Source organism: Streptomyces sp. NPDC001922, from assembly GCF_042891165.1.
Lineage (GTDB): Bacteria > Actinomycetota > Actinomycetes > Streptomycetales > Streptomycetaceae > Streptomyces.
This window is the reverse complement of sequence record NZ_JBIASV010000003.1, coordinates 429497-450279: the sequence shown is the minus strand read 5'-3', so window position 1 is coordinate 450279 and position 20783 is coordinate 429497. Positions and strand designations below refer to the sequence as shown.

General features: G+C 71.4%; 24 protein-coding genes and 1 riboswitch. Of the genes, 14 read left to right on the top strand and 10 right to left on the bottom strand.

All coding sequences use genetic code 11. From position 1 onward, the window contains the following. Positions 1 to 206: 206 nt before the first annotated feature. The 3 genes from ACFYYR_RS07555 to ACFYYR_RS07545 form a co-directional block, all read right to left on the bottom strand. A complete protein-coding gene (locus ACFYYR_RS07555) occupies positions 207 to 923 on the bottom strand; it encodes a DUF4232 domain-containing protein (RefSeq protein WP_388848018.1) in 717 nt (238 codons plus the stop codon). A 408-nt stretch (positions 924 to 1331) separates the two neighbouring features. Further along, entirely contained in the window at positions 1332 to 2129 is a 798-nt protein-coding gene (locus ACFYYR_RS07550) for a CbtA family protein (RefSeq protein ID WP_388848015.1), read from the bottom strand. A 13-nt stretch (positions 2130 to 2142) separates the two neighbouring features. Then, positions 2143 to 2370, bottom strand: coding sequence for a CbtB-domain containing protein (locus ACFYYR_RS07545; protein ID WP_388848012.1), 228 nt, complete (start codon positions 2368 to 2370; stop codon positions 2143 to 2145). 34 nt (positions 2371 to 2404) lie between these two features. Then, positions 2405 to 2570, bottom strand: a riboswitch (cobalamin riboswitch). Between the two features lie 70 nt (positions 2571 to 2640). On the opposite strand from ACFYYR_RS07545, the gene ACFYYR_RS07540 reads away from it, so the two are divergent. Then, on the top strand, positions 2641 to 3252 hold the full coding sequence (locus tag ACFYYR_RS07540) for a histidine phosphatase family protein (RefSeq protein WP_388848009.1): 612 nt from the start codon (positions 2641 to 2643) through the stop codon (positions 3250 to 3252). A gap of 121 nt (positions 3253 to 3373) precedes the next feature. Here the strand turns inward: ACFYYR_RS07540 and ACFYYR_RS07535 are convergent, their stop codons facing one another. From ACFYYR_RS07535 to ACFYYR_RS07525, 3 genes are all read right to left on the bottom strand, one after another. Beyond that, on the bottom strand, positions 3374 to 3916 hold the full coding sequence (locus ACFYYR_RS07535) for a GNAT family N-acetyltransferase (protein ID WP_388848006.1): 543 nt from the start codon (positions 3914 to 3916) through the stop codon (positions 3374 to 3376). 84 nt (positions 3917 to 4000) lie between these two features. Continuing rightward, entirely contained in the window at positions 4001 to 4357 is a 357-nt protein-coding gene (locus ACFYYR_RS07530) for an ArsR/SmtB family transcription factor (protein WP_388848003.1), read from the bottom strand. A 9-nt stretch (positions 4358 to 4366) separates the two neighbouring features. Continuing rightward, positions 4367 to 5758: an MFS transporter gene (locus ACFYYR_RS07525; RefSeq protein WP_388848000.1), complete on the bottom strand. Its 1392-nt coding sequence runs from the start codon at positions 5756 to 5758 to the stop codon at positions 4367 to 4369. A gap of 240 nt (positions 5759 to 5998) precedes the next feature. Between ACFYYR_RS07525 and ACFYYR_RS07520 the strand changes: the two genes are divergently transcribed. From ACFYYR_RS07520 to rpmF, 4 genes are all read left to right on the top strand, one after another. Further along, entirely contained in the window at positions 5999 to 7501 is a 1503-nt protein-coding gene (locus tag ACFYYR_RS07520) for an FAD/NAD(P)-binding protein (protein WP_388847997.1), read from the top strand. A gap of 107 nt (positions 7502 to 7608) precedes the next feature. Continuing rightward, entirely contained in the window at positions 7609 to 8556 is a 948-nt protein-coding gene (locus ACFYYR_RS07515; RefSeq protein ID WP_388847994.1) for a phosphotransferase family protein, read from the top strand. A gap of 55 nt (positions 8557 to 8611) precedes the next feature. After that, entirely contained in the window at positions 8612 to 8848 is a 237-nt protein-coding gene (locus tag ACFYYR_RS07510) for a hypothetical protein (RefSeq protein ID WP_388847991.1), read from the top strand. Positions 8849 to 9007: 159 nt separating this feature from the next. Then, positions 9008 to 9181 carry a 50S ribosomal protein L32 gene (rpmF, locus tag ACFYYR_RS07505; RefSeq protein ID WP_388847988.1) on the top strand — a complete coding sequence of 58 codons (174 nt, stop codon included), beginning with the start codon at positions 9008 to 9010 and terminating at the stop codon, positions 9179 to 9181. Between the two features lie 60 nt (positions 9182 to 9241). On the opposite strand, the gene ACFYYR_RS07500 is transcribed toward rpmF, so the two are convergent. After that, positions 9242 to 9991: a TIGR03943 family putative permease subunit gene (locus tag ACFYYR_RS07500; protein WP_388847985.1), complete on the bottom strand. Its 750-nt coding sequence runs from the start codon at positions 9989 to 9991 to the stop codon at positions 9242 to 9244. Next, a complete protein-coding gene (locus ACFYYR_RS07495) occupies positions 9988 to 10998 on the bottom strand; it encodes a permease (protein ID WP_388847982.1) in 1011 nt (336 codons plus the stop codon). The genes ACFYYR_RS07500 and ACFYYR_RS07495 overlap by 4 nt, the downstream gene beginning before the upstream one ends. A 381-nt stretch (positions 10999 to 11379) precedes the next feature. On the opposite strand from ACFYYR_RS07495, the gene ACFYYR_RS07490 reads away from it, so the two are divergent. After that, positions 11380 to 11871 (top strand): hypothetical protein, encoded by a 492-nt coding sequence (locus ACFYYR_RS07490; protein ID WP_388847979.1) that lies wholly within the window; start codon positions 11380 to 11382, stop codon positions 11869 to 11871. A 138-nt stretch (positions 11872 to 12009) separates the two neighbouring features. After that, positions 12010 to 12402 (top strand): hypothetical protein, encoded by a 393-nt coding sequence (locus ACFYYR_RS07485; RefSeq protein ID WP_388847976.1) that lies wholly within the window; start codon positions 12010 to 12012, stop codon positions 12400 to 12402. A gap of 199 nt (positions 12403 to 12601) precedes the next feature. Here the strand turns inward: ACFYYR_RS07485 and ACFYYR_RS07480 are convergent, their stop codons facing one another. Continuing rightward, entirely contained in the window at positions 12602 to 13333 is a 732-nt protein-coding gene (locus ACFYYR_RS07480) for an alpha/beta fold hydrolase (RefSeq protein ID WP_388847973.1), read from the bottom strand. A 261-nt stretch (positions 13334 to 13594) separates the two neighbouring features. Here ACFYYR_RS07480 and ACFYYR_RS07475 point away from each other — a divergent pair, with 261 nt between their 5' ends. After that, complete coding sequence (locus tag ACFYYR_RS07475; RefSeq protein WP_388847970.1) at positions 13595 to 14242, top strand: class I SAM-dependent methyltransferase; 648 nt, start codon at positions 13595 to 13597, stop codon at positions 14240 to 14242. Between the two features lie 118 nt (positions 14243 to 14360). Here the strand turns inward: ACFYYR_RS07475 and ACFYYR_RS07470 are convergent, their stop codons facing one another. Next, on the bottom strand, positions 14361 to 14834 hold the full coding sequence (locus tag ACFYYR_RS07470; RefSeq protein ID WP_388847967.1) for a hypothetical protein: 474 nt from the start codon (positions 14832 to 14834) through the stop codon (positions 14361 to 14363). Between the two features lie 454 nt (positions 14835 to 15288). Here ACFYYR_RS07470 and ACFYYR_RS07465 point away from each other — a divergent pair, with 454 nt between their 5' ends. The 6 genes from ACFYYR_RS07465 (at position 15289) to ACFYYR_RS07440 (ending at position 20748) form a co-directional block, all read left to right on the top strand. Further along, on the top strand, positions 15289 to 15675 hold the full coding sequence (locus tag ACFYYR_RS07465) for a molybdopterin-binding protein (protein WP_388847964.1): 387 nt from the start codon (positions 15289 to 15291) through the stop codon (positions 15673 to 15675). Between the two features lie 60 nt (positions 15676 to 15735). Then, positions 15736 to 16500 (top strand): molybdate ABC transporter substrate-binding protein, encoded by a 765-nt coding sequence (gene modA / locus ACFYYR_RS07460; RefSeq protein WP_388848158.1) that lies wholly within the window; start codon positions 15736 to 15738, stop codon positions 16498 to 16500. Continuing rightward, positions 16497 to 17345, top strand: coding sequence for an ABC transporter permease (locus tag ACFYYR_RS07455; protein ID WP_388847961.1), 849 nt, complete (start codon positions 16497 to 16499; stop codon positions 17343 to 17345). Before modA ends, ACFYYR_RS07455 begins: the two co-directional genes overlap by 4 nt. After that, complete coding sequence (locus ACFYYR_RS07450; protein ID WP_388847958.1) at positions 17342 to 18379, top strand: ABC transporter ATP-binding protein; 1038 nt, start codon at positions 17342 to 17344, stop codon at positions 18377 to 18379. Before ACFYYR_RS07455 ends, ACFYYR_RS07450 begins: the two co-directional genes overlap by 4 nt. Positions 18380 to 18970: 591 nt before the next feature. Next, entirely contained in the window at positions 18971 to 19840 is an 870-nt protein-coding gene (locus ACFYYR_RS07445) for an arpA protein (protein WP_388847955.1), read from the top strand. A gap of 74 nt (positions 19841 to 19914) precedes the next feature. Beyond that, positions 19915 to 20748: a class I SAM-dependent methyltransferase gene (locus ACFYYR_RS07440; RefSeq protein ID WP_388847952.1), complete on the top strand. Its 834-nt coding sequence runs from the start codon at positions 19915 to 19917 to the stop codon at positions 20746 to 20748. Positions 20749 to 20783 lie beyond the last annotated feature (35 nt).

The window sequence follows — 20783 nt, the reverse complement described above, 5'->3', positions numbered from 1 at the left end:
AACCGGCCCGCCCGGCCGCTCGGCGTCAGTGGGTTGTCGCGCTGAACGCGAGGGCCTCCTGAGAGCCGGTGGAGCTGTCGCCCTCCACGCCGGCCCGCAGGAGGCCCTCACCTCGTTCCGGGCATCATCCGGGGCATGTCGCCCGTCACCGAGCCCCGGGCTGCGCAATCACCGCGTCGGGGATTCGTCCGGGCCCCGGGCTGCCGTCAGTCGCTGTCCAGGCCGGTACCGGGAACGGCGTCCTGGGGCACGGTGTGCCAGTTGGTGACGATCGGCCGGTCGACGGTGATGCTGCCGGTGGTCAGGCTGACCGGGTCGGTCCGGTCGTCCCTGCTCACCGAGGTGATGATCTCGTTGAGCTCCTTGCCGTCATCGGTGTTGGTGGTCTTGGGGTTCACCCCGGCGTAGGCGGTGGTGGCGCCACTCAGCTTCACCTGCTCACCGACGGCCTGCTCGGCCGGCCCCGCCTCGGTGCCGTCGGACCCGAACGCCACCACCGGATGCACGCCCGGGAGCATGCAGGTGATCCCCGCCTTGGCCTTCACCGAGATGAGGATGTAGCCGCCGGCCTGGCTCTCGGACTTGGCACTCCACGTCAGGTCGTTGGTCCCACAGGCCTGCCCGTAGCCGCCCTTGCCCCCGCCCCCGCTGCCGCCGTCGGCCGATCCGCCGCTCTTGCCGGACGCGCTGCCGCCCGTCGAACCCCCGCTGTCCGCCCCTGCCGAGGTGCTCTCGGAGCCGGATCCCTCGGCGTTGCCGCCCGCGCCGCCGTCGGTCTCCTGTCCCTGGTCCGCGGACTGCGCCGCGCCGGGCGAGGACGAGGCGTCGGCGGAATCGGTCTCGCCCCCGCAGGCGCTCAGCGACAAGGCGGCGGTCACCGCCACAGCGGCCAGGGTGGTCGTGCGGATGAGGTTCTTGCGCATGGGTGTTCCCCCGTGGATCGGTCTGCTTCAGTCGGACGCAGCCTCACGCGCGCCCCGTCAAGATCATCTTCGAGGGTCGGGTTGACGTTCCGCTAACGGATGGCTAACGCAGTGCAACAGCGCTCCGCGGCGCGCCTGCCCCCACCGCCATGACGGGCGCATCGCAACAAACCGTGCCATCGCACGAACAGGCTTTGTGGCCGAGTGGTTGACGCGACGTGAGTCCTCGGAAGTGAGGCGCAGGCCGCAGGTCCGCGCGCCTACGGGCACACGCCCGCGCCCGCCGACGGTCGGCCGCGGCTGCGGCAGGCCCCTTTGCGCGGGATGGCGGCACGCGCCGTGGCCCCGCTCGACCTCAACAGGTCGGCGGGGCCACGGTCGTGTCCGGTGTGCCGCGCGGCAACGCGGTCAACCAGCGGCGGGAACGTCCCTGGCCGCCTGCTCGGTTCGGGGCAGGCCCGGCATCAGCAGGCGCTGGGCCAGTGTTCCGAAGGCGACCGCGAAGGCCGTCCACAGCACGGCCTGAACGGCCAGTGAGGCCAGTCTGAACTCCCACAACAGGGCCGCCGGGAAGCTCGGTTTGACCGCGTCCTCGTTCGCGGGCAGGAACACGAACGCGACAGCCGTTGCGAGGACGAAGCCCGCCCCTGCGACGAGTGTGGCGTTCCAGTTGCCCAGGCGGGGCGCCAAGCGGCGGCCGACGATGATCGCAGCGATGCCCAGCAGGACGCTGAGCAGGATCATCAGGAAGAACAGCGTGGTGCGCTTCCCGATCGTGTCCGGATTGCCCACCGCAGGAGGTGTGGCGGGGTACTTCAGGAACGGCACCAGATACACGGTGGTGAAGGCGGCCGCCGCGGTGAGCGCGGCAGTCGCCCGCGGGGTGAAGCGGCCGATGCGTCCCAGGACGAAGCAGAACGCGAGGGAGGCGATGCCGCCCAGCGCCACCCCGTACACCAGGACACCGGTGGCCAGGCCGGCGGTCGACTGCACCGACCGGCTGACCGGGGCCTCCTCCTCTTCCTCCGCTGCGGCCGCACCATGGCCGGCGTGGGCCTCGTGGGCGGCTTGGGCCTCTTCGACGGCGATGGAGGCGTCAACGGACGGTTCGCCGAGACCATAGGCCACGGCGAAGGCGCACAGGGCGGCGACCAGGCCCGCGAGCATGCCACGGACCAGGAGATTTCCGATTCTTGAGGCGTGCACGTGTCGTCGCCCCTCAGTGGCAGGGGAAGCCGAGCAGATGACGCCCGTCGTGCACCCACTCGTGCACCCCGGCGCCGGAGAAGACGGACGTGGCGCCCTGCTCCGCGCCGACGAAGTACAGCGCGACGAGCATCAGGAGGCCCACGAAGACGGCCCAGGGGAGTACCGCACGGACGGGCAGGGACTGCGGTGCGGGAAGGGAAGGGGCGGAAACGGCAGCAGAGACAGTGGCCTCGGCCATGGCGGAACCTCCTTGAGGGAACACGCGTCCCATACGGTGGTGCATGACGACGGTCCGCGGGTCTGACTCACCGGGCGCCCGCCCCGAGGGGCGTGCGCCGCAGCACACAGTGGCGCGACCGTGCCGGATTCACACCGGCTTCCGTCTCGCCGTCGTCGAGTGATGGAGAATGTCGCGGTGACCGTACCGCGTGTAGCACTTTCGGCCAAGGGCGTGAGGCGCGACTCACGTTCGTGCGCCCCTTGGAGCGGGCTCACGTAGGGTGCGCCGATGACAGTTCGGGTCACTTTGATCACACCTGCGACGAGCGAGGCGCTGCGCGGTGTCCGCTTCGACGACGACAGTCCGCTCGACCCCGAGGCCTTGGCACGCACCGAGGCCCTGGCGGGCGCAGTCGGCCGGGATCTGCCGGCGTTCGCCTCACCCTCGCTGCGCTGTCGCCGCACCGCGGAGGCCCTCGGACTGGCCGCGGAACCGCTGGCCGCCATCGCGCCCTGTGACATGGGGCGCTGGCGGGGACGGACCCTTGACTCGGTCGCGGCCTCCGAGGAGGAGGCTGTCATGACGTGGCTGACCGATCCGGCAGCCTCGCCGCACGGGGGAGAGCCGCTGCGGCAGTTCCGTGAACGGGTCGGTGCCTGGCTGGATTCACTCGACGACCGGAGCGGGCGCATCGTCGCCGTCGCGGAACCGGACATCGTGCGCGCTTCCCTGGTCCACGTCCTCTCCGCGCCCGACCAGGCCTTCTGGCGTTTCGACGTCCGCCCGTTGCACGCAACCGATCTGAGCGGCCGACGCCGGCGGTGGAATCTCTCGGTCGGCCGGCCGCTGACTCACGACGGTGATGCTCGGACGGACCCCGGGGTACCCCCGACGACCTGAAGGACGAGCGAGCGAGTCGGGTGCCCTGGGCAGGCGCGGCCGGACGGCCGGTCAGGTGTCGTCCGGGAATGCGGCGGCCGATCCCTGGGAGGAGAGGCGGCAGCCAAGGCTGCCGCCTTTCCTACAGGGGCTGGAGGGCCATCAGGACCTCGTCGCGGTCGTCGCCGGGGGACAGGCGCAAGGCGCCGGGCCACCGGCCGATCTCCTTCCAGCCGAGCCGTCCGTAGAAGGTCTCCAGCCCCGCACCGCCGCGGGCGGCCAAGTGCAGTTGTTCCAGGCCCATCTCGTCCCGCGCCACCCGGCGGGCCTCCTCCATCAGTGCGGCACCGATGCCGCGTCCGCGGACCGCGGGGTGGGTCTGTACGTGGTGGACCGTCCCCCAGTGCGCGGTGAGGCGGAAGGTGTCGCGGCGTATGGTCAGCCAGCCCACCGGTTCCCCTTCGGCCCAGGCCACCAGGAGGCGGGAGGTGTCCGCCGACAGGCCTGCGACGAGGGTGTCCAGGGCGGGGGCGGCGTGGTGGGTGTCGATGGGCGGGAAGGGGAAGCCGGCCGCGCCGCCGGCGTTGGTGACGTCGACCCAGCAGTCGAGCAGCGCCTGCCGGAGCCATGGGTCGAGGTCGTGGGGGGACACGGCCTGACGGATGTGCAGGGAGTCGGTGGTCATCCGGGGAGTCTTGCAGGCCCCCCTGACACCGGCATCGGTCCGACACCGCCCCCGGTGAGCGGCCCGGCGTCGGCTGCAACCGCCCTAGTCGTGCGGTGCCAGGTGTCCGAGCTCGTGGTCCGCGACGCTGAGGGCCTCCGTGACCAGGCGCTTGAGGTGGCCGTGCTGCAGTCGGTAGACGACACGGCGGCCGTCCTTGCGGGTGGTGACCAGTCCGGCCAGGCGGAGCTTGGCGAGGTGTTGGCTCACCGAGGGGCGGGCGGCCCCGCACCCTTCGGTCAGGGTGGCCACGTCCGCCTCGCCTTCGACGAGTTGCTGGAGCAGGGCCAGCCGGGTGCGGTCGGCGAGCAGGGCGAGGACCGCAGCGGCGGTTTCCAGCCGCTCGTCGTTGTCCAGTTGTTGCGAGGGGTGTGCACCTGCGGCATGCACGCGTGCGCTCATACGCACATGCTAGGCGCCTGACGGGCCGGAGTGGACCGGTCGGTCGATGCCGGCCCGGGGCGGCCAGTGCTCGTGGAGGTCGTCGATGACGAAGTCGTGGGCGTGCTGCCACCCGGCAGCCGACCGCCGCGCTCCGGACAGGTGGGGATGTCCGTGGTCCAGGGCCGTGTGGAGGTGGGGGACGCGGTCGGGGTCCGGCGCCGGCCACAGGTGCCGGGCGGCCAGTGCGCCGGCGAGGGCCACCGTGCCCAGGGCCAGGGCCGCGGCCGGCAGGCCGGCGGTGGACCCCAGCCAGCCGGCCAGCGGGTAGACGAGCAGCCAGCAGCCGTGGGAGAGGGAGAACTGGGCGGCGAACGCGGCCGTCAGGTCCTCCGGGGCGGCCGAGCGGCGGACCAGACGGCCCGTGGGTGTCATGATCACCGACTCGGTGACGCCGAACACCGCCCAGGCCGCCAGCAGCGCCGGCCACGACCACGCGCCGGGACGGGCCCACGTGCCGACGGCCAGGGCGAGCAGCAGGACCGCGGAGGTGAGGGCCGCCGGCAGCATCAGGGTGCGGTCGGTGACGCGGCCGAGGAGCCGGGGGAGCAGGAGCGCGGCGAGGATGGAACCGGCGCCGTACGCGCCGAGGGCCAGCGGTACGTCCGAGGTGGCCCGTCCGAGGTGGTCACGCACGTAGACGATCGAGTTGACCATCACCATCGCGCCGCCCGCCGCGACGGCGAGGGTGAGGGCGAGCAGCGCGCGCAGGCGCGGGGTGGCCAGGAACAGGCGGGTGCCCCGGGTGGTCCGGTGGACGAAGCCCGGGGCCTGCCCGGCCTGGCCGGGCGACCGTGCGGGGAGGGTGGCGGTCAGGACGAGGGCGGCCGAGGCGAGGAACCCGGCGACGGTGCCCAGGAAGAGCCGGTTGTAGGTGATCCAGGACAGCAGCGCGGCCGCCAGCGCCGGGCTGAAGACCATTTCCAGGTCGTACGCCAGCCGGGACAGGGAAAGGGCCCGGGTGTAGTCCTCCTCGGCGGGCAGCACCCTCGGGATCAGCGCCTGGAAGGCCGGGGTGAAGGTGGCCGAGGCCGACTGCAGCAGGAAGATCAGGGCGTAGATCTGCCAGACCTCGGTGACGAACGGCAGGCCGCACGCCACCGTCGCCCGGATCAGATCGGCGCTCACCAGCAGCGGCCGGGGCGGCAGGCGGTGGGCGATCGCGCTGATCACCGGAGCGAGCCCGACGTACGCCACCATCTTGATCGCCAGCGCCGTCCCGAGCACGGATCCGGCGTCCGGGCCGGCGAGGTCGTAGGCGAGCAGGCTCAGCCCGACCGTCGCGAGCCCGGTCCCCACCAGCGCGATCACCTGCGCGGCGAACAAGTGGCGATAGGTGCGATGACGCAGTACGGACAGCATGAACCCCTCCCCGACGACGTGAACCAGCGGGCACACCGACCATAGTCAATGTGTGCGCATGAATGCACGTATTGAAATGCGCGTACGGGAACGGGGCAGCCCGTCGGCGACGGGGCCCGTCGATCGTCCCCGGCTGGCCGGCCGTGCCCGCCCGAGCAGAATGGGAGATGGCGCCGGCAGGATCCGTGGCGCACCGATGCGGTGGCCGCGAGCCGACGGAGGGTGCACGGCATGGTCCGCATGCGCGAGATCGCAGTGGTCGGGGGCGGCGGGGGAGCGGTGTGTCTGCTGGAGGCACTGTCCCAGCGGTCCGGGCCGCCGGCCGCCGTCACCGTCTTCGAGCCGTCGGACCGCCTGTGGCGCGGCCGCCCCTATCAGCGGGATGCCGACTGCGTCCTGGTGAATCTGCCGTCGCGTGCCATGTCGGTCCGCGCCGGGGATCCCGGTCACTTCGACCGATGGCTCGCCGGCGCCCGGCGGCGGGAGACCGGCGCGGCGGGCGAGGCGGACCCGGTGGCCGGCGGAACAGGGCGGGCCGACCCCTTCGACGCCGCGGCCTTCCCCGCCCGGGCGATCTTCGGCGACTACCTGGAGTCGGTGGCGCACGACAGCGTGGCCCGGCTCCGGGCCCGCGGCTGGACGGTCCGCGTCGTCCCCGAACGCGTCGTCCACGCCGCTCCGTGCGGCGGGGGCGCCACCCTGACCACGGAGCGCGGCGGGTCCCACCGGGCCGACCGTGTGGTCCTGTGCCTGGGAGCGGGTGCGCCGTACGACCGGTTCCGGCTGCACGGACCGGAGCCGGGATTCGTCCCCGACCCCTATCCCGTGGCGCACACCCTGGCGGGCATCGCCCCCCGTGACACCGTCGCCGTCCTCGGCACGGGACTGACCGCCGTGGACGTGGCTCTCGCTCTGCGCGCCAACCGTCATCAGGGGCCCGTCTGCCTGCTCTCCCGGCAGGGGGTGCTGCCCGCGGTCCGGCAGCGGCCGGTCGCACACGTCTTCCAGCACTTCACTCCCGGCCACTTCCACGAGCTGAGCCGCCGGGGAGAGGTCGGTTTCACCGAGGTCGTCCGGGTGCTGCGCGACGAACTCGCCTCCGCCGGACAGGATCCGGCCGAGCTGGACACCGAATTCGCATCGCTGCACGAGGACCCCGCGCGCCGCCTGCGGCGTCAACTGGATCTCTTCGACGCGCAGGGTCTCGGACTGCGCATCCTGCAACACACCCTGCCCGTTGCTGTCGACGTCTGGCCGCTGATGCCGCACCGGGACCGCGCCGCACTCCTGCAGCACCACTACCGCGCCATCCACTCGCTGTGCTGCCCGATGCCGCCCTCCACCGCCGCCCACCTGTCGGCCATGAGCGAAGCGGGCCAACTCCGCATCGTCCGCGGGCTGCACAGCGTCAGCCGCACCGGCCGGGGATTCAGCGCCGTCACCGGAAGCGGACGGATCCACGCCGACACGGTGGTCAACGCCACCTCCGTCGCGGCGCACCGGGTCCCCACGGCCGCCGCGCCCCTGGTGCAGTCATTGATCACGGCATCCGCGGCATCGGTGCACCCGCACGGCGGACTCCGTGTGAGGCGCGAGACCAGCCAACTCGTCGTCGACGGCACCCCACAGGAGTGCTTCTACGCGCTGGGGGATCTGACCTTCGGCTCCCTGTTCATCACCGCCGCGATCCCCGTCATCGTGAAGCTGGCACAGGAGATCTCCCGCGAGGTGGCCGGGCCGTGACGGCAACCGGAGGACCGGGGAGGGGCCGTCCCGGACCCGTCCCGGCGGCCGGCGCCGTCTCGATAATTCCGAGCACGACCGGTGCGCGGACGGGCAGTATCGGGCAGATGGCATCATCCATGACTCCCGATCAGCTCGCCGCCCGTACGTCGCGGGCTTTCGACGCGGCCGTTGCCGCCGGGCGCGACCTCGGGCTCACGGTGACCGATGCGAGGGTGCTCCACGACGTGTTCTCCGTTGTCGTGCACCTCGCTCCGTCACCGGTGGTGGTCCGGGTGCCCACGGTCCTGCCGCCGTACATCGACCGCGACACCCAGGCGGCGCGGCAGCGGGTGGAGCTCGATGTGGTGGCGTGGCTGGCGGAACGGGGCACCCCGGTGATTCCGCCCAGTCCGCTGGTGCCGCGGGAACCCGTGGGGCGCGACGGCTTCTCGATGACGTTCTGGCAGTTCGTCGAGCACCGGAGCGTCGAGCCCGACTATGTGCGCAACTCCGGCCTGGTGGCCGGCCTGCACGCCGCGCTGCGGGACTATCCGGGTGATCTGCCGTTCCTGGCGACGGCCGAACCGGAATTCACCACGGGGGGACTCGCCGCCCTGGAATCGCGGCCCGACCTCCTCGGCCCGGCCGATCTCGACCGCGCGCGACGGGAATGGGAGGTCCTGGAGCCGATGGCCGCCTCGCGCGCCGGGTTCGAGGCGGCGTTCCCCGGAGCCGACCTCCAGCCGATCCACGGGGACGCCCCCGCGGTCAACATCGTCGCCACGGCCGACGGCGAGTTGTACGCCGACTTCGAACTGGTCACGCTCGGTCCGGTCGAGTGGGACCTGGCCGCGCTCGGCCCCGACTGCGAGGCCGCGTACAACTCCGCCGCGCGCCGCAGAGGCCTGCGGCAGCTGGACGAGCGTGTACTGCGCCTGGTCAACGCCGTCGGGATGGCCCGAATGGTGGCGTGCCTCGCGCTCGCGCCGCAACTGCCCCTGCTCGTCGAGGCGCTGAAGCCGTCCGTCGAGCACTGGCGGACGCTGCCGTTCGCCGGGGGCCTGGCCGACTGAGCCGGTGAGGGGCGTCGGGCGCGCTGCGGCAGGTGCCGGCCTGCGCGGACGCCGGGTGCCGGTCCTGGCAGCCGTCGTTCCAGCCGGTCTCGGCTCGGTGGGGCTGCTGGTCTTCGTGTACGCGATGGTGATGTCGGCCTTCGGCCTGAAGATCACCGGGGAGCCCGACGAACTGGCCGAGCACGGCTGGCAGGTCGTCGCCTTCTGGGTCGCGTATCTGCCCCTGGCTGCCTGGGGTCCGCTGCTCGGCATCCTGACGCCGGGCGATGGTGGGCAGTGGCCCCGGTGGTGAGCAGGCGCCGCCCGACGTGATCGTTCGTCCGGACGCATCGCGCGTGAAGGAGACGGGACGCAGGGATCGCGCCGGGCAGGGCCTTCGACGCTTGTTGTTCATGACATTCATTTTCATGTAGCGTGCGTGTCTCCCGACGTCCTTCAGGAGGTTCCACCCATGGCCGTGCCCAAGCGCAAGATGTCCCGCAGCAACACCCGCACCCGTCGCGCGCAGTGGAAGGCGAGCACCCCCGACCTCGCCCCGATCCACGTCGACGGTGTGGAGTACCAGGTGCCGCGCCGGCTGATGCGCGCCTACGAGCGCGGGCTGCTGCCGCTCCCCGGGCGCTGACCGGCCCGTCCGCCGTCCGCACCGCCTCCCGCCGTGCCGTACCCGTACCCGCGCCCGTGGTCAGTTCTGGTACGGGTCGCGCGGGGCCGGGACCGGTCGGGCCCCGCTGACCTCGAGGTACGGGATGATGCCGCCGTTGACCGGGTCCCTGGTCCGCTTGCCGGTGTAGGTGCCGGTGACTTCGAGCCAGGCGTCCGGTTGCAGCACCGGGGGCACCTTGCCGGACAGCCCGATCTTGACGGGCTGGGCGTCGGCGGCGCAGCAGTTGAGAACCATGCGGGTCAGATGGGGCGTGCCGCTCCGGTCGAGGGCGACGAAGCCGGTCACGGTGACCTGCCGGCCGCCGAGGGACCGCCCGTGGTCGTAGGCCGCGCGGCCGGCGTAGTCCACGACGTCGAGCCGGACGGGGGCGCCGTCGGGGAGGGCGGGGAAACCCCAGGGCTTCTGCAGGGCCGTCCCCGTTCGCATGGCGCTGTAGGAGCCCAGGGCCGGCGGGGCGACCAGGACGAGCGCGCACAGCGGCAGAACGAGCAGCCAGGACACGCGGGGTTCCCGGTGGGTGTGACCGGGCCCGCCGTGGCAGTCCCCGTCGGCCGGGTGCTCCTCGGCCGGGCGGTTCTCGGCGGTGCGCGGCCGGCGTAGTTCGTACCAGGCGGTGGCGACGGCGGCGACGATCAGCACGGCACCCGCCACCAGCACCAACGGGCGCAATCCGGCCTTGACGTAGCGCAGGTGGAGGTCGGTGAGCCCGGCGCGCAGCATCGCCCCGCCGACCAGGAACAGCACCACCGCTTGTGCCTGCCGGTTCACAGCGCCACCGCCCCGGCCAGGGACGACAGAAGAACGGCCAGGGCGAAGGTGGCCGGGGCGAACCGCAGCGCGAACCCCCGGCCGAAGGTGGCGGCCTGCATGGCGAGCAGCTTCAGATCGATCGTCGGGCCGACGACGAGGAACGCCAGCCGGGCGGTGAGCGAGAACTGCGACAGCGACGCGGCCACGAACGCGTCCGCCTCGGAGCAGATCGACAGCAGCACCGCGAGGACCGCCAGGACGAGGACCGACACCACCGGGCTGTCCGCCGCCCGCTGCAACCAGGTGGCCGGAACCACGGACTTGAGGGTGGCCGCGGCCATGGCCCCCACGACGAGGAAGCCCCCGGCGTGCATCACGTCGTGCCGTACCGACCCCCAGAACGCCGCCCCCTTGCCCAGGCCGTCGGCGGACGGACGGGCCGGTGGGCGCAGCCAGTCGGTCCGGCCCAGCCGCTGCCACAGCCAGCCCATCGCACAGGCCAGCAGCAGACTCGCCACGAAGCGGGCGAGAACCATCTCCGGATTGCGGGGGAAGGCGACAGCGGTGGCGGTCAGCACGATCGGGTTGATCGCCGGAGCGGAGAGCAGGAACGCCAGCGCCGCCGCGGGGGTGATCCCCCGCCGCATCAGCGCCCCGGCCACAGGCACGGAGGCGCACTCGCAGCCCGGCAGCACCGCCCCGGCCACGCCGGCGACCGGCACCGCGAGGGCGGGCCGGCGCGGCAGCGCGCGGGCGAAGAACGCCGGCGGGACGAACACCGCGATGACCGCCGACAGCAGCACCCCGAGCACGAGGAAGGGCAGCGCCTGCACGAACACCGCGACGAACACGGTCGTCCAGCTCTGGATCACCGGCGCGGCCAGGGCCCGGCGGAGCGGCCCCTGCGCCGTGAGTACCAGGAGCAGCAGCATGGTCAGAACGAGGGGTGAGGTGATGCGCCGGCCCTGCGGCTCGTCCGCGTCGTGGTGGTCGACCCGGACGGTCTCTGTTCCGGTGGTGCTCACAAGGGATACCTCGACTTCGTGGGTGCTGCTGCCGTGCCACCACCAGTACGTCTGCCGCGGCCTTGCTTCTCACCGCTCTGCCACTGCTGTTTCGCTCTTCTGGCAGGTCGGGGTGGGGGCGGGGTCGGGGGCGACCGGTGTCCGCGCAGCGTCCTGAGGAGGGCGCGTCGCTCTGGCCTCGGCAGGGACCTGTCGCCGCGGCCTCGGCACCATCGGTGGGACCGGTCGGTGGGACCGGTCGGTGGGACCAGCTCGGTGCGGCCGGCTCGGTGCGGCCGCACCGAGCCGCCCCGCGGGACGGCTGAGCACGCCGGTGGCGCAATCCGGCATGCCATCATGAGCCCTTTCAGCGACAGCAGTTGAACGGGGCAGGAGCAGTCCATGCAGTACGTCGACCTCGACGCGGTTCGCGGCACATGCACCGGGGTCATCGACCCCACCCGCTACGTGGAGCAACTGCCCGAGCTGATCGACCGCCTGCCGCCCGGCGCGCGTGCTTTCGCCGCCGACCCGGACCACTACCGGTTCTCCGGCAAGCGCTGCACCAAGGATCTGCAGTTCCAGCAGCTCACCGTGCCCAGCGCCGAGTGCCCGGACTACCGAATCCACTTCCGGCACAACTGCTGGAAGCACGACGAAGACCTGATCGTCCGCTACACGGAGGTCACGGAGATCCGGATCGACATACCGGAGGCACCCGAACTGGGGCTTCCCGGCACCGTCATCCTGGACGAGATCCTCCCGCACGCCTACGGCTGCTCCCACGAGGTGGCCTTCCGCCCCGGAACGCTGTACGTCGTCTGCCGGGACCTCACCGCCACCTGGGTCGCGGCGGACTGCCCGGACAACCGGAATCCGGACGACCGGGAGTAGGGGAGTCACGGTCCGGCTGCGATGGGCAGGAGCTCCGGGACGGCAGCTGTCCACGCACGTTATTCCGTTTGTGTGCGGCGTCGGATTCCCCCTAAGTTGATCATGAAGTCGGACTCAACAGGGGGAAGATATATGCGCGTGCCATCACGCAGGACAGTCTCGGCTCTGGTCAGCGTCGCCATGGGGCTGTCGCTCGCCGGACTCGGCGCCGGACCGGCGAGTGCCGCCGACCGGGTCTACATCGCCCGTGACAAGCACAACACCGGCTGGGCGAGTTTCCACAGCCAGGCTGATCATTTCTACCTCTACGACATCTCGGCCAACGGTCACGGCGAGCTGCTGCAGTACTACCGGCCCGCCGTGGAGCTGCCGGGCGATGCCTCGGAAATGCACTGGGCGGAGCGCTACCCCGCTGCCGTGCGGCACGAGGACTTCAAGGAGGGCTCGACCGTGAAGTTCCGGGTCTGCGAGCAGAAGGGCGAGACCGGCAAGCCCTACAACTGCGGTCCGTGGAAGACGGGCAAGGCCTGACGGAAGGCGGCAGGGCCTGACGCCCGCCGACCGGAGCCGGCCGTCCTTCCCCACCGGGGCGGGGCGGTCGGCTCGTTCACGACGCACCACCGGACAGCCCTGAGTGCTCCATGGGGGTTCGTCACCCCCGGCGACTCATGGCTGAGCACCGCAAGGGGCCGCTGGGTATCCAGGGGCCCGGGTCCCGGCGATGGCGCACTCAGCCGACGGCAGGGAGCTGCCGAGCGAAGCGGCGGACGGCATAGGTGAAGGCGCCCGGGGCATCGAAGTTCGCGAGGTGTCGTGCCCCCGGGATCAACTCGATGCGTGCGTGGGGATGTGCGCGGGCGAAGTCCGCCTCGCCGGCCCGGAAGACGGGGTCCTTCTCGCCGTTGAGGATCAGTACCGGAGCCTTCACCCAGCGCATCGCACCCGCATCGAAGTGTCCCAGTACCTCGCCCCAGGCTGCGGGCAGGGTGTGGAAGGCGTAGCCGGAACGGATGGTCGCCTCCACCACTTCGGACGGATAGAGCCGCCGCAAGAGCCGGTCGTTCCAGCGGGCCAGCCGATCCTCCGGTATATGAGGGACCAGCCTGGCGACCCCCCGATAGGGCGCTGTCCAGAGGCCGCGGGTGGAGGCGCTGGCTCCCGCGAGGACCAGCCCGCGCAGGTGTTCCGGATGACGCCGTGCGAACTCCAGCGAGGTGTATCCCCCGAGCGAGTGCCCGACGACCAGAGCCGGCCCACGGCCGAGCGAGTCCACCGCGGAAGCGATGATCTCTGTTGCACTGCGCAGGCTCCAGGGCTGAGCTGAGCGCTCCCCATGGCCGGGCAGGTCGACGGCGGCCACCGGGAACTCGTCCCGGAGCGCCGCGAGCTGCACACTCCACTGCCCCGCGCTGAAGCGCGTCCCGTGAACGAAGACTATGGGCACTGCATCCGCTGCTGTCATCAATCCCCCTGTTGCTGCCGTTCAGCGGACTCTAGCGGTGTGGTCGCCCTCATGATCAAGGAAGATGCCGACTGAGGCGCGTCGCGCACCGTCGGGACAACTTCTCCCCCGCTCACACAACACGCCCAAGTGCTCACGTGGGTCGTTGAAACGATGTCGAGCTGGCCTTCCTGCCGACTCACGGATCCCGGCTGAACCGGATCGAGTCCGAGTTCGCAGCCCTGCGCTCCTTCGTACTCAACGGCAACTACTGTCGCGAGCATGGTCGAACACGATGTCCTCCGTGCCACCCGCGATGCCTACGACGCTGCTGCCCCCACCTATGCGCAGCTGTTCCGGGAGGTGCTGCGTGACAGTCCCCTGGACCGCGCGATGCTGGGTGTCTTCGCGGAGGCCGTACGTGCGAGTGGGGACGGGCGGGTCGCGGACCTGGGGTGTGGGCCTGGCCATGTCACCGCCCATCTGGACGAGCTGGGGCTGGCGGCGTTCGGCGTCGATGCCTCGCCTGTGATGATCGAGTCGGCTCGACAGGCCTATCCGGGGCTGCGGTTCGACGTGGGCTCGATGGCCGCGTTGACCATCGCTGACAGCGCACTGGGCGGCGTCCTCTCCCGTTGGTCCATCATCCACACTCCGCCGCAAGAACTCCCTGCCATCCTGGCGGAGTTCCACCGGGTGCTGGCACCTGGCGGCCACCTTCTGGTCGGCTTCTGGGCAGGCGATGATCCGACTCACCCGGCGCAGGTCTTCGATCACGCAGTCGCGCCGGCGTATCGGTGGTCGCCTGATCATCTTGCCGCGATGCTGCGTGAGTCCGGGCTGGCCGAGGTGGCCCGGATGGTTCGCGAGCCTCAGCCCACCGACCGACGGCAGTTCCAGGAGGTTCACCTACTCGCCCGCAAAGCCTAGGCAGGGGCTGTTCGACGTCACAGGCGACCGCGCCCGACCTGCGGACGGAAAATCTCCGTGCCGGACGGAAAGCTCCGCATCCGACGCCCCCGATCCATCACGGCATGCCGCACAGCCCTCAGCCCAGGCAGTCACGGGCCGTGTCCAGAAAGGCGTTGCGGCTCGGGCGGATGTGCGCGGCCACCTGCTCGACCACCGATTCCGGTGAGCCGCTCGGGCCGTCCCTGAGAATCTCCTGCAACGCGAACACCAGGACGCGTGCGGCATCGTTGACCTGCGGGGCGCACAGCATATGGATCGTCTTCTGAAGCACCCACAGCCTGTCGATGGTCTCTTCGGCCCGTCGCCGCCTCGACTCCTCGTCGGCCGACCGGTCGAGGCAGCAGTCGACCGCCACGCGTTCGGCCTCCTGCACGGCCACGACGAAGGCCACCAGATGGGAGATCCGGTCCGCGCGGCGGGTCTCGGCGGCCTCGTCGCTGCGGCGCCGCGCCTCGGCGCGTTCCGCCGAGCGGCGTGCGGACTGCTGCGCCGCGAAGGACAGCGCCCCACCGAGGACGACACCCAGCAGCGAGGTCAGTGCGGCCCACATGTCGGTTCCCCTTCTGCGTCGGCCCATCCACGAACGTGGGAGCAGGTGGGTGTCGATTCCAACACAGAACGTGATGAGAGTTCCGAGGTGGCCGGCCGGATACGCGGGGCTGCGGAGGGGGTGCTGCGTGGATGTGCGTAGCCGCCCGGTGCGTCGACGTCCGCCGGTCCGTCCTATTCGACCTGTCTGCTCTGCTCGTCGTGTCCGCTATATCCACTGCGTCCCGGAGCTGGGAGCCCGGAGCCCGGAGACCGCGGCTCGGACCGCGGGCACGATCCGGTCGGGGCGCAGGCGGACGGCTGGGTGCGGCAGGCGCCCCTGGGGGAACCGGCCGCCGTCCTGTCCCATCGAGACTTGGTGTGAACGCACATGCCAGCAGGATCTCCGTTCCTGTTGGGCCCGTGCGATGTGACAGCAGACGTTCCCCTCGCAACTGCGACAGTATGATCGGCGCATGCACAGCTACCGGATCGGGGAAGCCGCCGCCCTGATGGGCGTCAGCGCCGACACCCTCAGGCGCTGGATCGACAGCGGACGGCTGCACGCCGAACGCGACGAGCAGGGCCGCCGGACGGTCGCGGGACCGGATCTGGCCGCCTTCGTCCGGGAGCTGAACCGGGCGGAGCGGGAGAGCACCGGCTCGTCCGCCCGCAACCGCTTCTCCGGCATCGTCACCGAGGTGATCCTCGGCGATGTGTCGGCCCAGGTGGAGATCCAGGCCGGGCCGTTCCGGGTGGTGTCCATGATCAGCCGGGAGTCGGCGGAGGAACTGGAGCTGGCCCCCGGCGTTCCGGCGACAGCCGTGATCAAGTCGACCAACGTGGTCGTCGAACGAGCCTGAAACAGGACAGAGGGAGATACCGTGCCGACCCGTTCCGCCCGCCGCACGCGGACGCTCACCATGGCGGCAGTCGCCGCGCTGCTGTTGTCCGTCGGTGCCTGTTCTTCCTCGGAGCCGTCGTCCTCGGACTCCTCGTCGTCGAAGAAGATCTCCGGCAAGGTGACGGTGTTCGCCGCCGCCTCCCTGAAGGAGAGCTTCACCGAGCTGGGCAAGAAGTTCGAGGCCGACCACCGCGGCACCGACGTCACGTTCAACTTCGGTGGCAGCGACGCCCTGGCCGCCAGCATCACCTCCGGTGCCCCCGCGGACGTCTTCGCCGCCGCCAGCGACAAGACGATGAAGACGGTCACCGACGCGCACGACACCTCCGGCGCGCCGGCGCCCTTCGTCCGCAACAAGCTGGAGATCGCCACTCCGCCGGGCAACCCGAAGAAGATCCGCACCCTGAAGGACCTCACCCGGCCCGGGACGAAGGTCGCCCTGTGCGACAAGACGGTGCCCTGCGGCGCGGCGGCGCAGAAGGCGCTCGACGCCTCCGGGCTGAAGCTCACCCCGGCCTCCTACGAACAGGACGTCAAGGGAGCCCTGACCAAGGTGCAACTGGGGGAGGTCGACGCCGCCGTGGTCTACACGACGGATGTCCGGGCGGCCGGGAGGAAAGTCGAAGGCGTGGAGTTCCCCGAGGCCGCCGACGCCATCAACACCTATCCCCTCGCCCTGCTGAAGAACGCGCCCAACGCCGCCGCGGCCGAGGAGTTCATCGCCCTGGTGAAGTCCGCCGAGGGCCGGAAGGTCCTCACCGACGCCGGCTTCCTCCAGCCATGACCGGCCGGCCGGGCACCGGGGGCGACGTCCGCGCGGGCCGGACGCGACGCCGTCCCGCCCGCGGCGGACGGCGGGCTCCGCTGCCGCTGCTGGTGCCCGCCCTGGCCGGTCTCGTCTTCCTGCTGCTGCCGCTGGCCGCGCTGCTCGTCCGGGCGCCCTGGAGCAGCCTGCCGCAGCAGCTCGGCAGCGCCGAGGTCTGGGACGCGCTGCGGCTCTCGCTGATCACCGCGACGGCCGCCACCGGCGTCAGCCTGGTGCTCGGCGTCCCGCTGGCGTGGCTGCTGGCCCGCACCGAGTTCCCCGGCCGGGGCCTGGTGCGGGCGCTGGTCACCCTGCCGCTGGTGCTGCCGCCCGTGGTCGGCGGTGTGGCGCTGCTGCTGGCGCTGGGCCGCAACGGCGTGGCCGGGCGGTGGCTGGACGACGCCTTCGGGGTCACCCTGCCGTTCACCACCGCCGGAGTGGTCGTCGCGGAGGCGTTCGTCGCCATGCCGTTCCTCGTCATCAGCGTCGAGGGGACGCTGCGGGCGGCCGATCCGCGGTACGAGGAGGCCGCCGCGACCCTGGGCGCCTCGCGTTTCACCGCGTTCCGCCGGGTCACGCTGCCGCTGATCGCCCCGGGGGTGGCCGCCGGTGCGGTGCTCGCCTGGGCCCGCGCCCTGGGCGAGTTCGGGGCCACCATCACCTTCGCCGGCAACTTCCCCGGCCGCACCCAGACCATGCCCCTGGCGGTCTACCTGGCGCTGCAGAACGACCCGGCCGCCGCCATCGCCCTCAGCCTGGTACTGCTCGCCGTGTCGATCGCGGTCCTGGCCGGGCTGCGCGACCGCTGGATGACCGCACCATGACGCTCGACGCCCACCTCGTGGCCGACCGGGGCTCCTTCCGCCTCGACCTGACCCTGCACGCGGAGCCCGGCGACGTGCTCGCCCTCCTCGGTCCCAACGGTGCGGGCAAGACCACCGCCCTCCGCGCCCTCGCCGGTCTCGCCCCGCCCAGCGGCGGCCATCTGCGCCTCGACGGGGCCGGCCTGGACGGGATCCCGCCCGAGGAACGCCCGGTCGGTGTGGTCTTCCAGGACTACCTGCTCTTTCCGCACCTCAGCGCGCTCGACAACGTCGCCTTCGGCCCGCGCTGTCACGGCGCGTCGAAATCCGAGGCCCGCGCCGAGGCGAGCCGGTGGCTGGAACGCATGGGGCTGGCGGACCACGCCGCCGCCAAGCCCCGGCACCTCTCCGGCGGCCAGGCCCAGCGGGTGGCCCTCGCCCGTGCCCTGGCGACCCGGCCCCGTCTGCTGCTGCTCGACGAGCCGCTGGCCGCTCTCGACGCCCGCACCCGCATCGAGGTGCGCGCCCGGCTCCGGCACCACCTGGCGGACTTCGAGGCCGTCGCCGTCCTGGTCACGCACGACCCGCTCGACGCCATGGTGCTCGCCGACCGTCTCGTCGTCCTGGAGGACGGCCGTGCCGTGCAGGAGGGCGCGCCCTCCGACATCGCCCGCCGTCCCCGCACCGACTACATCGCCCACCTCGTGGGGCTCAATCTGTACCAGGGCGAGGCCGACGGCCACCGCGTCCGGCTGGACGCCGGTCCGGTCGTCAGCGCCGCAGACGCCCTGACCGGGCCCGCGTTCGTGGCCTTCCCGCCCAGCGCCGTCACCCTCCACCGGGAGCGGCCCGGTACGTCCAGCGCCCGCAACGTGTGGCGTGCCCGGGTCACCGGTCTGGAGTCGCACGGTGACCAGATCCGGGCCGGTCTCACCGGTGACCTGTCCGTCACCGCGGATCTGACGACCGCCGCCACCGCCGAACTCGGCCTGCACCCCGGTGTCGAGGTCTGGGCCACCGTCAAGGCCACTCAGGTCCACGCCTATCCGGCCTGACGGGTGGGGGAGGGGCGGTACCACCGAGCTGCCGCCCTGCGGCGGAGGCCGGGTGGACGGTGCGTGTGCACTCGCACGGGGGTCTCCGGCACGGTCCCGGCGCGTGTCACGGCGGCGCACGGACGCCGGGCCGGCCGGGCCCGCCGGAGACGGGAAATCCGCCGGGGACGGCTCCGACGCGGGAAACGCCTGTGCGCGGACACCCACGTCCGTGTGAAGACGGCCATGGACCGGCCGTACCTCACCGACTCCGATGTTCTCCTCTTCGCGGGCCGTCAAACCTGTCCGGAGACATTGATGTGATGTCAGATTCCGTTATGTGCGGTTGTGCTGAATCGGCATCAGCGGATCGCAGTGGATCGCGTCACACACCGTCGCCGGACCCTGAATGGAGGGTGACGAATGTGCTACACCCCTTTGGGGTTCGAAAGAGACAGGAAGGCGTTACGGGAGCAGTTCCTTCGCGGGAGGCGGTGGTCTTGACAGTGCTGGGCCGATCTGCTTCTCCCGCACGAGTGCCCAGAACTGTCGTCGATGCCCGCTCCGGTGTTCCGGACGGGCGCGATGAACTTGCGCGTGGAGAGGATCCTCATGAGCACATCGGTAACTCGTACGGTCGAGCAGGTGGTGGACACGGTTCGCTACCCCTTGTCCGATCCGGACAGTGCCGACTGGAAAACCATGGTCATCCGCACCCGCGGCGAACTGGAGACGCTGGGGTGCAGCGTCCTTCCCGCATTCATCCGGCCGTCCCTGGCCGCGGCGCTCCGCGAGGAATGCGCCACCGTCGCGCCACGGGCGCACTACGACGTCGAAACGGTCAATGCCTACAACATCGACGTCGACTCCACCATTCCGGAGGGCCACCCGGGGCGCATCGCGATCGAGCGCGGCAACGCCTTCGTGGCCCGCGACCGCATTCCCCGGGAATTCATCATTCATCAGCTCTACTCCGACGAGCTGTTCCAGCGTTTCATCGCCGACTGCTTCGAACTGCCCCGGCTCCATGAACTCGGGGACCCCCTCTCCGGACTGTGCCTGAATGTGGTCAACCCGGGGATGGAGCACCCCTGGCACTTCGACACGAACGAGTTCACCGTGAGTCTGCTCACCCAGGAATCCGAGGCCGGCGGTATCTTCGAGTACTGCCCGAACATCCGGTCCGCGCAAGCCGAGAACTTCGACGACGTCCGGGACGTCCTGACCGGCCGCGGTGAGCGGCTGATCCGTCGGCTCACCCTGCGGCCGGGCGATCTGCAATTGTTCAAAGGCCGCTACTCGCTGCACCGGGTGAGCGAGGTGGAGGGCCGCACCGCGCGGCACACCGCGATATTCGCCTACAGCGAGCGCCCCGGAGTCATCGGGAGCGTGGCGCGCACCAAACAGCTGTTCGGTCGCGTGATGCCACAGCATCTGGCGGCCGAGGGCCGGGCGGTGCGCGTCGATCAGCTGCTGGACTAGCGAGGCCGCCGGTGCGGTGAAACCACCCTCCCGCGGCCCGTCGACCGCTCTGCATCCACGTCAGGAGTGCACCCGTGCGATTCGACCCGACCGGAAAAGTCTCCCTCGAGAACATCTACACGCAACCCGACCCGCGCGCGTACTTCCGTACGCTGCGTGAGCTCGACTACTGCATCCCTCAGCTGGCCAAGCCCTATTTCACGAAACTCGTCCACGAATACCGGGACGTCCGGCGGGTCCGTACGCCGCACATCCTGGACATCGGCTGTTCCTACGGCATCAACGCCGCCCTGCTCACCTGCAACACGACCATGGACGGCCTCTACGAGCGGTACTGCGACGGCGACGCCCCCGGCCTGACCGGCGACGAACTGCTCGCCCGCGACCGGGAGTGGGTCGCCGGCCGGGAACGCCCCGCCGGGGCCCGGTTCACCGGCCTCGACGCCTCCCGGCCCGCCGTCTCGTACGCGCTGGCGGCCGGGCTCCTCGACAGCGCGGTCCACGCCGACCTGGAGACATGCGACCCCACCGAAGAGCAACGCGCGCTGCTCGCCGGGACCGACCTCGTCATCTCGACGGGCTGCGTCGGCTACGTCACCGAGAAGACGCTCTCCCGGGTGGTCGAGGCCCACGGCGGCGCGCGCAAACCGTGGATGGCCCACTTCGTCCTGCGGATGTTCCCCTTCGACGCCGTCGAGGAGAGCCTGGCGGCCGCGGGGTACGAGACCGTCCACGTCGAAGGCCTGTTCAAACAGCGGCGGTTCGCCTCCGCGGAGGAGCAGTCGCGGGTGCTCGACACCCTGTCGTCCGTCGGCGTGGACCCGTCCGGCCTGGAGGCCGACGGCTGGTTCTACGCCCGTCTCCACGTCTCCCGGCCGCGCGAGCCCGAGCGGCACGCCGTCCGGTGACGTTCGTCCGCCGTCCCGTCGGTGACTCCGGCGGG